Consider the following 12,604-nt stretch of genomic DNA (forward strand, 5'->3'; position numbering starts at 1 on the left):
GCGGCAATTTACATGTTTCCTCGCGGCATACCAAACGTCAGATTAGGCGATTCTGCCGGCAATCTCAGGGGAACCAACCAAATTCCGCAACCCTGCGAAAGGTCGAAAACCGCCCTGGAAGAGGCGGTTTTCGGGGGATTCAGGGCGTATTGGGAAGCTGCTGACCGCTTCCGCGCTGCATCATCCTGCGGTAATCTCCTGGCGAGACGCCGACCGTTTTCTTGAATATTCTGCCGAACGAGATGGCATGCTCGTAGCCGACCCGGCGGGAGATTTCGCTGATCGGCGCATCCGTCTCCCGCAGCATCGTCTGCGCCTGCCGAACGCGAAGTCCGATCAGGAAGTCGACGAACTTGATGTCGAATTCATCCTTGAACAGCTGGCTGGCGTACTTCCCGTTGATGCCGAACCGGTCGCTGATCTGATTCAGGGACATATCCGGATTCGCGTAGTTGTCCTCGATGTATTTTTTTACGTCATAGATAAGATGAGCGCGGGTGCCGGACGCCAGGATGGCCGCGTATTGCGCGTACAACTCCCGGATCAGCGACGCGTACACCCCCCGGATCTCCGCCATCGTGCCCCGTTCCCTGAGCGCCTCCGACATCTTGGGAAAGGTGACGCCGTGCCAGTATTCGTTGATCTCCGGCGAGATCTCTTCCATCTCCCGCGCGAAACGGTGGGTCAGGTAGTTCAGCAGCAGCTGCAGCTCCTCGTTCTTCAGCACCCGCTTCTCCAGATGATCGAAGATCCGGGCGAAGTCGTCTTCCCACGCCGGCGACGGAATCCGAAAATGATGGACCATGTCCTCCAGCCATTTAAAATAGCCCGAGTCGATGCCGTTCTCCTTGTCCTTGATTTCGGAATAGACGATCATCCGGTCGTTCCCGGCCGTCATTTTATACTGCAAAGCCGCGAGCGCCTCGCGGAAGGACGTCTTGACGCACGGCAAATCATCGGCCGGCGACCCGATGCCGATCGTCGTCGTGAAGACCAGCTCTTGGCCGATCCGCATCCGGAGCCCGTCCAGCAGCTCGGAGACAGGACGCCTCGTTCCCTCCGCGGCCAGCTCCGCCTGCAGCATCAGCGCCAGCCGATCGCCGGATATCCAGTCGAGGCTGAGGGTCTTGACCCCCTGATCCGACCACTGAAGCACCTCCGTCTCCAAGCGCTTCTTGGCGTCCAGCAGCGCTTGCCGGTCCAGCCGGAGCCGGGGAACGTATTTGTCGATCTCCACGATCGCGATCGTCAGCCCGTGCGGGCCTTCCGAGAGACCGAACAGGCGGGCGTAGTCGCTCCACTCGTCCGCGGACAACGCCTTCTCGTCGTCCTGCAGCTCCAAGAAGAACTGCTTGCGCCCGGCGATCAGATTTTTCTCGGCCTGCTGCCGATCGATGAGATCCATGCGGGTCAGCATCGTATCGAAGGCGCGTTCGATGATCGAAAACTCGTCGCCGGCCCCTGTCTCGCCCTCGTTCCGGTACGTCGAGACCCGGCGCACCATGTTTTCGATCGGTTTGTAATTTCTGCGGGCGACGTACATGATCACGAGGACGATCGCGGCCAGGCACAGCAGGACGAGCGCCATTGGCGGCAGAGCGAGCCGGAACGCCTGGGCGGTCAGATTCGCGCCGGCCGTGCCGCCCGTGAACGCCCAGCCGATATAATCCGAATGCAGGCGCGCGAGCAGCTTGTCCGAGGATGCGGAGACGCGGGTCGTATATATCGGATGCTCCGCATCTTCGGCGATCGTCATGACGTTGCCGGTGCCGCCTCTCGGCTTGCCGGCCATCGCCAGCAGCGCGTCGGCCTTGACGTTCAGCACGATGATGCCCTGATTGCCGGCTGCGTTCTTGGTTATCGAGATGACCCTTTCGGACGGATCGATGAGCGGGAATTCGGTATAATCGCGCAGCGGCGACCAATTATCGGCCCGGGGTTTATGCTCCATCGCGAGCACGAATTGCCGATCGGGGAATTCGTCCGCCTTTCGGACGTAGCTGCCGGTCAGCACCACCTGATCCCGTTCACGGTAGAAATAGGCCGACTGAATCAACGGATTGTTGCGGAGCTTGGAGATCTCTTTGGACGCCCGATAGTCGTCCAGCTTGGATTCGCCGGACGGGCCGTTGAAGAACGCGTTGATCGCCTCGTTGTTGACGATCTGGTTGGTCAGCGTCAGTTCGATATTTCTCAGCGAAGTGGTCATGGCATCCATGACATGCTCCGTGTAGGCGCGATTCGATTTGTTGATGTCCGCGACCAGATTGCCGTACGCGACGGCAAAAACAACCGCGCAGATGACCGGACCGAAGATAAACAAGATGGCGAAATGCGAAAAAAGCAGCCGTTTATACCATTTTTTGTTATTCATCTCAACCTCGTCTTTCCTATCCGTCTTATGCCGGGGGGCAGGTCTCCCAATCGTCGTCGAAAGCAATGCCAGTTGTCCTTATCTTACTTGCCTTGTGTTAACTCAGTGTTGTTCGCGGAAATTTCGCTTTGGCGGAACGCAGCAAAACCGCTTCGGCATGCGAAGCGGTTTTGCTGAAAACGTGAAGTTTTTCTTGTTATACGCCTGACATCGCCAGGCTTTCCGCGGTGCTGGAGGCAAATGCCCCGTTCAAAGGTACGCGGACAACTGCTCGGCGTTCCGCCTCATGTCCGCCGAGCGTTCCCGAAACGCGCAATACGCGACATGGTCCAGTCCGATATGGATGAGATAACAACGCAGCCGCTCCTCCATCCGCTCGGGCGGGCCGCCTCGCCGTTCCCAGTGGCGGTCCAGCATCTCCCGCAGGTCGATCGCCTGCCACTGCGGATACCAGGGCCGCCAATACAGAAACCACGCTTGATCGTAGAGCGGGTCGCCGCAGAACGCGTTGCCCCAATCGAACACGCCGCTCAGTTTCCCTTCATGCACCAACACGTTGCGGTTCAGAAGATCCATGTGAACGATCCCCCGGCATTCCGGCAGACGAGGAGCGAGCAAGCGAAGCTTCGCGACGCCGGCGTCGAAGACGCGCGCCTCGCGCGGCGAGGCGTCCAGCCTCTCGCGCCAGCCCGGAAGCCGGTCTCTCGGCCCGGCAATCGACAACAGCTCCTCCGCCCAGCTCGGACCCGTGCCGGCCGGACGCCAAAGTCCAACTTCCCGCGCAGCCGCGAGATCGCGCTTCTGAAGCTCGCCCAGCGCGTCGAACAATTGCGGCAGGACCATCCGAAGCTCCGGTTCGTCCAGCTCGTCGAGATGCTTCTCGCCCTGCGCGCGCTCGGAGACCGCGAAGAATCCGCTGTCCGTCTCGCCTACTTCGACCACCGCCGGAATCGGCAGCTCGGCCGAGGCATACGCGCCCATGACGCGGTCCTTCTCGAAATCGTCCCGATGCGCGCCGAAGCGGATCACCCTGTCCCGGCCATCGAGCAAGAACGTGTACGCCCTCGACCAATCGCCCGCTCCGAGCGGTACAAGATTTCGGGCGCGGTCTCCGAAGCGGGTCTTCACGAAACGGCTCGCTAGTTCAAAATGTTCTTCCACCGCGGTTCCTCCTCGCGAATGCCATGATAGCTTGCATCTCCATTTTACCCCAGCTAAGCAGAAAACGCAGACCCGCTAGCTATTTCTTCAGCTCCGTCGGGCTCATGCCGAAATATTTTTTGAAAATCTTGCTGAAATGCTCCGGCGATTCGTAGCCGACGCGCTCGGCGATCTCGTAACGGCGCAGATCGGTGTTCAGGATCAGCCTGCGGCTCTCTTCCATCCGCAGCTTGATGACGTATTCCCACAGATTATGGCCGGTGTCCTTCTTGAACAGGTAACTGAGATAATTCGGGCTGACGTGATTTTTCTGCGCGACCTCGTGGAGCGTGAGCCCCTTCTGCGCGTAATGCAGGTCGATGTAAGCCTTCGCTTTCTCGACGATCAGGTTGTTGCGCGCGGTCATCTCTTCCTCGGTCGGATCCTGCGCGTACCGGCTCCAGTTGAAATCCCCGTAGTAGAACACGCCGAGCTCCTTGCGCTCCTCGTTCCAACGGATCGCCTTGGCCGCCTGGACGCCGAGCTCGCCGATGAACGCCGCGCCGCGCAAAATCTGGCTGATGCCGACGACGCACGGCAGGCGCAAATAGTTCATCATGTTCGAATGCAGGCTGCGGCCCAGCATGTCGAGCTGATTGATTTTGTTCGTGCCGTTCTCCTCGTAACGCGCGTCGCTCCACTGGATGATGATGCTGACGGCATCGTCATCCGTATAGAAGGCCGCCGGCCCCCATTCCTGATCCAGTAATTCCATGGCGATATTGAGCGCGGCATATTGCAGGAGTTCGGACGATCCGTTCAACTGCACGCGGAACACCGAATAATACGGACCGGGCAGAAACGTTGCGAAGCGGCTCGCCAGCGCGGAGACCGTCTTGTCGGCGGACGCGGAATCGCTAAACAGCTTGTTCAGCAGCGCGGTTCGCTCCGGGATCGGCTGCTCCAGCCGAAACTGCTCGCGGAAGCCGGCCAGCGTCTCGTCCTGCGACGGGACGATCTTGTTCACGCTCAGCAGCACGTTGCGCACGGAATCGAGAAATTGGTCGCCGTTCAACGGCTTGATAAGATAATCCTTCGCGCCGAGCCGGATCGCGAGTTGGGCGTATTGGAACGTTTCGTGGGCGGAGATGACGATGGCCTGCAGCCACGGCTTGATCATTTTGGCCTGGTGCATGAGCTCGATGCCGCTCATCTCGCCCATCTGGATGTCCGTCACGAGCAGATCGATGTCTTCCATGCGCAAATAATCCATCGCCTCGTAGCCGTTGTGCGCCGTGAACAGCTGCGAGATCGCCAGCCCCGAAGAGCCGAGCAAGTTGCATAAGCCTTTGCAAATCAGCGGTTCGTCGTCGACGACCAGGATGTTGTACATGCGGAAGCCCCCCTATCGGTGAAGTGAAAACGAGGTGAAAAGAGCGTGACCTATTTCAATAAAAAGACTTCATAAAAAAACTTTTAAGCTTTTTAATTCCGACTTCAACGCCGAGCCGCTGATCTCGCTTCAACTTCAAGCATTCAACGCTCCCGTCTCCGCCTGCAGCTCCTGCTCCTGCATGCGCGGCAGGACGATGATCGCGCTCGTGCCGCGGCCTTCCCGTTTCTCGTAATGAATGCCGTAGCCTTTGCCGAAATGCAGCCGGATCCGCTGGTGCAGATTGCGGATGCCGTAGCCGATCGACGGATTGCCCTTCTCCTCGTTCAGCAGCCGGTGAATGGCATCGAAATCGACTTTCTTGTAGCCGTTGTCCTCGACGCGGATCATGACCCTGTCGCCGTCCAGGAGGGAAGCCGAGATGATGATCTCGCCGTCCTCGCCCATATGCCGCACGCCGTGGATGATGGAATTCTCGATCAGCGGCTGCAGGGTGATTTTCGGAATCAGGTTGTTGCGCAGCTCTTCCGGCACGTGCCAGCCGACCGCGAATCCGTACTCGTAGCGCTTCGACTGCAGGCTGATATAAGCCTTCGCATGCTCCATCTCTTCGTCCAGCGCGATCAGCTCGCGCCCGCGGCTCAGGCTGATCTTCATGAGCTTCGACAGCTCCTTGATCATCTCCGCGGACTCGGAGTTGCCTTCGAGCGAACTCTTCCAATAGATGCTCTCGAGCGTATTGTAGAGCAGATGCGGGTTGATCTGCTGATAGAGCAGCTGCAGCTGCGATTCCTTTTCCTTGATCTCGCTCTGGTATTTGTAATGGATCAGCACGTTCAGCCGCCTGGCCATGTCGTAGAGCGCCGAGATCAGCTGGCCGACCTCGTCCTTGCGTCCTTTGCCCGGCGTTTCCGGCACGCGCTTGCCCGGTTCGTAAGACCGGACGAAATGCGCCAGCCGCGTAAGCGGATTCATGAGCGACTGCCAAAAATACAGCATGATGATGATGCCGAACAATATATAGACGACGGAAATGAGCTGGATGACGCGTTTCAGTTCGTTTTGCTGCAGCAACAGCGACTCGACCGGGATTTTATAGACGAGCTTCTGCCCGAGCAGATGGTTATCGTTGATGACATAGATGAATTCCGGCGTGATGAGGTTGATCATGCCGTCCGGACTCGCCTTCATCGTCGCCGCTTCCGGCGGCAGCTGGAGCACGGACCCGATCAAGCTCGGCATGGTCGCGGTGAGCACCCGGTTATGGCCGTCGGTAAAATAAATCCGGCCGTCCGGGAGCGAGACGCTCCGGAGCGATTCGCCGATCTTCTTATCCATCTTCGTCGCGACCAGTACGCCGATGACGCCGTAATCGCTGATATTCGATACGGCGCGGATGTACGCCAGCGTCGTCTGGGTGGAGAAGCCGATGTTCGTACGGATCAGCTTCATGTAGCCTGCTCCCTTCTTGGCTACCGCTTCGTCGAACCATTCCGGCTTGTCGTTGTCCTGGAAGAAGTAAACGCCGGTTTGCGTCATCGGGATTTTGGGCGCGAAGTCGTAATAATTGCCCGGATCGTAGACGTAGAGGCTGTAATAGACCGCTTCCCCGCCGTTGACGCCGATGGAATACCCCGCGATGAGCTTGTCGAGCTTGGAATATTCCTGCACGCGCTCGAACACGGAATCCTTTGGATTCGGAATGAGCTGCTGCGTCAGCGGATTCTGGATGATCGTCGTCGTGATCTTGGTCACGGTGTCGATATCCCGATTGAGCAGCGTGATGTTCTGCTTGTTGAGCTCCGCGTACGCATTGGTCACGTGGTTCTTCAGGATCTGCTCCGCCCGCGTGTTGCCGTACCACTGCAGGAGCAGGATCGGGCAGACCATGACGATGAAGAGCAAAATGATTTGTTGTTTGACGTTCATCCGCGTCAGCGGATTGGTCATCGTGCGCGCCATGTCCCCCGTCTCTCCTTTGCTCCGTATGGCTAAGATATCAGATCGGCCGGCGAAAACGTATGCCTATTCCTACCGAAATGATGCGCGCTTCTATCGAATGTCAGCGCTATACTTTGTCTCAGCAGGTATACCGCAGTACATTACATAACCCTATTTTCAGTACTTTTCATTCCTCGGCGCATGCAGCATAATGGGGCCTAGAGCTTGGATTTCGAGCTGCTGTTTGATTTCAAGATACCATATCGGAGGGCCTTATGACGAAACCAATTCCATTGCAAAAACGCGGCATTCCCGCGAGCCGGCTCGTGCTGGGCTGCATGCGCTTCGGCGGCGACTGGAACGCCGCGTCGGCGATTACCGCGGAGCATTATAAAGAAGGGCACGAGGCGCTGGACGCCGCGCTCGAGATCGGCATCAACATGTTCGACCACGCGGACATCTACGCGGCGGGCAAGGCGGAGCGCGTCTTCGGCCAGGTGCTGAAGGAACGCCCGGCGCTGCGCGAGAACATCATCCTGCAGTCCAAATGCGGCATCCGTTTCCCGGACGAGTCAGGCCCGCACCGCTTCGATTTCACCGAAGGGCATATCCTGCGCAGCGTCGACGGCATCCTTGAACGCCTCGGCACGGAGTACCTCGACATCCTGCTGCTGCACCGCCCGGATCCGCTCGTCGATCCCGAAGACGTGGCAAGCGCGATCCGGCAGCTGAAAGCTTCCGGCAAAGTGCGCCATTTCGGCGTATCCAACATGAGCCAAGGCCAGATTCGCCTGCTGTCCGCCTGCAGCGACGAGCCGTTCATCGTCAATCAGCTGGAGATGAGCCTGCGCAAGCACGGCTTCCTCGACACGGCGATCAGCGTTAACCAGGAAACGGCTCGCGACAACGTGTTCCCGGAAGGCACGATGGAATACATGCGCCTCGAAAACATCCAGCTGCAATCGTGGGGTCCGCTCGCGCAGGGCGTTTACTCCGGCCGTTCGCTGGACGGCCAGAGCGAATCCGTGGCAGCCACGGCGAAGCTTGTCGCCGAGCTGGCCGAGCGGCTGGACGCGACGACGGAAGCCGTCGTGCTGGCATGGCTCATGACGCACCCGGCCGGCATCCAGCCGGTCATCGGCACGATCAATCCCGCGCGCATCCGCGCCTGCAAGGACGCGGCGGATCTGCGCCTGTCGCGCGAGGATTGGTACAGGCTGTACACGGCAACGCTGGGGCGGAATTTGCCGTAAGCAAGTCGGTTCGCCGCAAAAAAAACCGGCAGGTTTGGAAGTTCCCTTCCAAGCCTGCCGGTTTTGCTTTTGCCCAGCCGTGTAGTTATCCTTGTCCTTGCTCGCGGCCTAATAGGTCATGCAATAGACTTGACACAGGAACGGGTAAGTCCGCTTGTTGCGACATTTTTTTGAAGATGCCTACATCCTTATACGGGATATTGTTTTGCGTGAAGAGATGATCTTCTTTGTCGACAACCATCTGGCCGTATCTCTTATAGATCGGGCTGTTGAACAGCGTTTGGGTCAACATGTCGATCGCCGCTTGGGGATCGCCGCCGTTCTTCTCGACCATCGCGAGGCCTTCTCTGATCGTGTAAACGGCTGAAGCGATCATGAAATTTCCCACGAGCTTCACTTGATTCGCCGCGCCGACGGCTTCGCCGAAGTCGAATATATTCAATCCTCCCATAGCCTCGATAATCGGTCTAACGCGTTCCTTGGCCATCCGCGGTCCTGCCATGGGAATGGAGAGTTGACGCGCGACCGCTGCCTGCGGGACTCCGAAGATCGGCGCTTCCACCAAGGTACTGCCATGCTCGGCGTGAAGGGCTGCAAGTTTAATTGATGTTTCTGGAGATACGGTGCTCATCGAGACGTGAACGCCGCCCGTTCCAAGCTTCTCTAAAAAGCCATCGCTCATGACGATGCTTTCCACGGCAGCATCATCCCACAAAATAGTCGCCACGATTCCTCCGGCCGTTACGGCCTCGACCGGTCGGGACGCCAGCCGCGCGCCCCGAGTCACCAGCGATGCGGCTTTACTCGCCGTTCGGTTGTATACCGCAAGCGAATATCCGGCATGAAGAAGATTGGCCGCCATTGGCGACCCCAAATTGCCAAGTCCGATGAATCCGATCGTGTCATTCATTACCGTTCACCCTCCCAGAGAAAATTCGTACTACCAGAACATGACGTCAACGTCATGTTTGAAACAAAAAAAATTAATGCGACCCGTTTTCCTTCAACCAATGCTCGAAGCGTTCGATATTGGCCTCTAACTCGACCCGGAATTGCTGTAAATCAACGATCTTACGGTCAGCTTCCGTTAAATGCTGCCGCAGGATGGCGAGGACCTTCTCTTTAGGCCGAACGCCGCTCGCGTCGATGAAATAAAGGTCAATCACGTCTCTTATTTCTTCCAGGCTGAGTCCGAGCTTCTTTAATTGGTCGATTTTCAGAAGGCGCGCAACCGACTCTTCGGTGTAGTAATGCTGGCCGTTGCCTTCGCGCTCGCCTGAAGGCATCAGTCCGATGCTCTCGTAATATCGAACCGTGCGATGGGTTACCCCGGCTCGTTTGGTTAAATCGCCTATGCGCATCTGGTCTCTCACGGGTCGCCTCCAAAACATGACGTTAACGTCGCGTTTGTAGCTTAGCATCTTAAAGTGCCGTTGTAAAGGGCATGCAAAAAGCACCCCGCCAGCCAGTCGGCTGCTCGGGGTGCTCTTCATACGCGAAAACGATCGTATTTTCGCTAACTTATTTGCTCAGCGTTTCGGTCAGCACCGGAACGATTTGCGATTTGCGGGAAACGACGCCTTTCAGCACCGCTCTGTTGGCGTCCAGCTTCACGCTGTACGCATCTTCGACCGCGCTTGCTTTGGCGCCGAGCGCCAGGGCGACGGAATCGTTGTTCAGGATGTCCGTTACGACGAAGACGAACAGGTCAAGCCCTTTGTCCGCGATGATTTTGTTAAGCGCTTCTTCGACTTCCGCTTGGCGGGAAAGCACGTCGTTCACGTCGACCGCGTTCACTTGCGCGATTTCGACTTTGTTGCCGCCCATCGAGAATTCTTTCGAATCCAGGGAGATCAGCTGCGCGATCGTTTTCTGGCTCAGATCGGCGCCGGCTTTGAGCATGTCCAAGCCGTATGTATCCGCGTCCACGCCCGCGATAGCCGCAAGCTCGCGCGCTGCCGCGACGTCTTCCGGCGTGCAGGTCGGCGATTTGAACAGCAGCGAATCGGAGATGATGGCGGAGAGCATCAAGCCCGCGATGCCGCTTTCGATCGCGATGCCGTTCTCTTTGTACATTTTGTTCAGTATCGTCGCCGTGCAGCCGACAGGCTCGCAGCGGTAGTACAGCGGGTGAGCCGTCTCGAAGTTCGCGATCCGGTGGTGGTCGATGACTTCAAGGACGCGCACTTTATCGATGTCGCTCGCGCTTTGTTGGCGCTCGTTATGGTCGACCAGGATGACCGTGCCCGCTTCGTTCGCTACCGTCTCCACCAAACGCGGTGCAGCCGCTTTGAATTGATCCAGCGCGTATTGCGTTTCGCCGCTTACTTCGCCAAGACGAACCGCTTCGACCTCTTGACCGAGCTTCGTTTTGAGATCCGCATATGCGATCGCCGAGCAGATGGTGTCCGTATCCGGATTTTTGTGGCCGAAAATCAATGTTTTTGACATTTGAGTTCTCCTTACGAAGTTATTTTGGTACCCTAACGGGTATTATACCGTTAAATGTCTGCAATGCCTATTCCTATACACGGAAATATCGAAAACGATTACTTTGTCCGGTCTCCCTCGAAAGCCGTCCCCATTTCGCATGACGGCACCGACATGCTATAATGCTTGTCAAAACGACCTAAAACGATCCATGCGATCGATTCCAAGCGAGGAGCGTGCCAGATCCATGTTCGAACATCTCGTCATTTTCAAATTCAATGCCGCCATTACCCCGGAGCGCGAGCAGGAGCTGATAGGCAAGCTGCTGGCGTTCAAAGGCCAAATCCCGGGTCTCGTCGAGGTTACCGCGGGGCTGAACGTCACGGAAGAAACGGACAACAAGCACGGGTATTCCCTCGGGCTTCGCGTCACGTTCGAGAGTCGGGAAGCGCTTCGCGCCTACGGCCCGCATCCCCTGCACCAGGATTTCGTGAAAGGGCTGGCCGGCGTGCTCGAAAACGTCGTCGTCGTGGACTATCCGATCCGGTAACCGGACGGCGCGGCAAATATTCGCCTGAACGCGGCGGAGACGCAATGCGTCAGCGGAAGAATTTCCCGATTTACTAAAAATTGACGTTCCCCAGGAACAGCCCGGCGTTCGCGCCGGGCTGTTCCTGTTTGCTTCGTGGCGGTATAATGAACATAACGGAGCGAATTCCGCCCGGCACCGCCGACCATCACTCGCAGAATAACCTACTGGAGGAACGACCGATGCTATTTATCGACAACGGCAACAGCCACGATCCATCCTGGAACTTGGCGCTTGAAGAATACGCGCTGCGCAATTTGGCTGGCGAGCAGGATTTTCTGCTTTTCTATATCAACGAACCGTCCATCATCATCGGCAAAAATCAAAATACCGCCGAGGAAGTGAACGCCGAATTCGTCGAACGAAACGGCATTCGCGTCGTCCGCCGTCTGTCCGGCGGCGGAGCCGTCTACCATGACCTCGGCAACCTGAATTTCAGCTTCATCACCCGGGACGACGGCAAGTCGTTCCATAACTTCCGCAAATTCACGGAGCCGGTCGTCGAAGCGCTGCGCAAGCTCGGCGTCGACGCGGAGCTGACGGGACGCAACGATTTGCAGGTCGGCGAACGCAAAATCTCGGGCAATGCGCAGTTCGCATCCAAGGGCGTCATGTTCAGCCACGGCACGCTGCTGTTTAATTCCGAAGTGGAGGCCATCGTATCCGCTCTGAACGTGAATCCGGCGAAATTCGAATCCAAGGCGACGAAGTCCGTGCGCAGCCGCGTCGCGAACATCTCGGAGTTTCTGAAGGAGCCGCTGACGATGGAGCAGTTCAAGGCCTTCATCCTGGAATCGGTCTTCGGCAGCGGCGTCGACGTGCCGGAGTACCGGCTGACGGAGGCGGATCTGGCCGGCGTCCGGAAGCTCGCGGACGAGCGTTACCGCGACTGGGACTGGAACTACGGCCGTTCGCCGAAGTTCAACGTGCGCCAGGTGAAACGGCTGTCCGCCGGCACGTACGACGTGCGGCTGCTCGTCGAAGACGGCGTCATCGCCGAGGCATCCGTATTCGGCGACTTCTTCGGCACCGGCGAAGTATCCGACGTCACGGCGAGATTGGCCGGCGTGAAGTACGATGCCGCCTCCGTCGAGGAGGCGCTGAAGGACATCGATCTGACCGTCTATTTCGGTCCGGTGGACCGTGGGGAATGGTTGGCGCTGCTATTCTAGAACGAACGAGGAGTGAAGAGAAGAAGATGAGCCGACCCGAAAATATCACTTCCTTCAAAGCACTGCAGCTGTGGAGGGCGATTCCCCAGCAGTACAGGGACAAGCTTGTGCGCAACGTCTTCTGCGGCAATTGCGGCGGCGCGGTCGAAATCGTGGATTACAGCATCCGCGAAGAGAAATTCGCGCTGCTGCTGACCGGCAAATGCCGGACCTGCGGCAAGCCCGTTGCCCGCGTCGTCGAGAACGAATAGCAACGCGCGACTAGGATCGCGATAGAGAAGCGGCCGATTTCCTGCTGAGCCTGGCAGGAAA

General features: G+C 57.8%; 11 protein-coding genes. 4 read left to right on the forward strand and 7 right to left on the reverse strand.

Features of this window, described 5'->3' with window-relative positions; genetic code table 11:
- Window positions 1–139 precede the first annotated feature (139 nt).
- From AC50YL_RS16100 to AC50YL_RS16115, 4 genes are all read right to left on the reverse strand, one after another.
- Entirely contained in the window at window positions 140–2,374 is a 2,235-nt protein-coding gene (locus AC50YL_RS16100; protein ID WP_494833214.1) for a helix-turn-helix domain-containing protein, read from the reverse strand.
- Window positions 2,375–2,623: 249 nt separating this feature from the next.
- A complete protein-coding gene (locus AC50YL_RS16105; RefSeq protein ID WP_494833215.1) occupies window positions 2,624–3,535 on the reverse strand; it encodes a phosphotransferase family protein in 912 nt (303 codons plus the stop codon).
- 79 nt (window positions 3,536–3,614) lie between these two features.
- Window positions 3,615–4,907, reverse strand: coding sequence for a response regulator (locus tag AC50YL_RS16110; protein ID WP_494833216.1), 1,293 nt, complete (start codon window positions 4,905–4,907; stop codon window positions 3,615–3,617).
- A gap of 135 nt (window positions 4,908–5,042) precedes the next feature.
- Window positions 5,043–6,869 (reverse strand): sensor histidine kinase, encoded by a 1,827-nt coding sequence (locus AC50YL_RS16115; protein WP_494833217.1) that lies wholly within the window; start codon window positions 6,867–6,869, stop codon window positions 5,043–5,045.
- Window positions 6,870–7,123: 254 nt separating this feature from the next.
- Here AC50YL_RS16115 and AC50YL_RS16120 point away from each other — a divergent pair, with 254 nt between their 5' ends.
- Entirely contained in the window at window positions 7,124–8,101 is a 978-nt protein-coding gene (locus AC50YL_RS16120) for an aldo/keto reductase (protein WP_494833218.1), read from the forward strand.
- Window positions 8,102–8,186: 85 nt separating this feature from the next.
- On the opposite strand, the gene AC50YL_RS16125 is transcribed toward AC50YL_RS16120, so the two are convergent.
- From AC50YL_RS16125 to AC50YL_RS16135, 3 genes are all read right to left on the reverse strand, one after another.
- Complete coding sequence (locus AC50YL_RS16125) at window positions 8,187–9,011, reverse strand: NAD(P)-dependent oxidoreductase (RefSeq protein ID WP_494833219.1); 825 nt, start codon at window positions 9,009–9,011, stop codon at window positions 8,187–8,189.
- 73 nt (window positions 9,012–9,084) lie between these two features.
- Window positions 9,085–9,474, reverse strand: a complete 390-nt coding sequence (locus AC50YL_RS16130; protein ID WP_494833220.1) for a MerR family transcriptional regulator — start codon at window positions 9,472–9,474, stop codon at window positions 9,085–9,087.
- A gap of 148 nt (window positions 9,475–9,622) precedes the next feature.
- Window positions 9,623–10,552 carry a manganese-dependent inorganic pyrophosphatase gene (locus AC50YL_RS16135; RefSeq protein WP_494833221.1) on the reverse strand — a complete coding sequence of 310 codons (930 nt, stop codon included), beginning with the start codon at window positions 10,550–10,552 and terminating at the stop codon, window positions 9,623–9,625.
- Between the two features lie 226 nt (window positions 10,553–10,778).
- Between AC50YL_RS16135 and AC50YL_RS16140 the strand changes: the two genes are divergently transcribed.
- The 3 genes from AC50YL_RS16140 (at window position 10,779) to AC50YL_RS16150 (ending at window position 12,543) form a co-directional block, all read left to right on the forward strand.
- Window positions 10,779–11,081 carry a Dabb family protein gene (locus AC50YL_RS16140; RefSeq protein WP_494833222.1) on the forward strand — a complete coding sequence of 101 codons (303 nt, stop codon included), beginning with the start codon at window positions 10,779–10,781 and terminating at the stop codon, window positions 11,079–11,081.
- Between the two features lie 221 nt (window positions 11,082–11,302).
- A complete protein-coding gene (gene lplA / locus AC50YL_RS16145; protein WP_494833223.1) occupies window positions 11,303–12,292 on the forward strand; it encodes a lipoate--protein ligase in 990 nt (329 codons plus the stop codon).
- A gap of 26 nt (window positions 12,293–12,318) precedes the next feature.
- Window positions 12,319–12,543, forward strand: coding sequence for a hypothetical protein (locus AC50YL_RS16150; protein ID WP_161742601.1), 225 nt, complete (start codon window positions 12,319–12,321; stop codon window positions 12,541–12,543).
- Window positions 12,544–12,604: the final 61 nt, after the last annotated feature.

The organism is Paenibacillus sp. J22P277 (genome assembly GCF_059383675.1).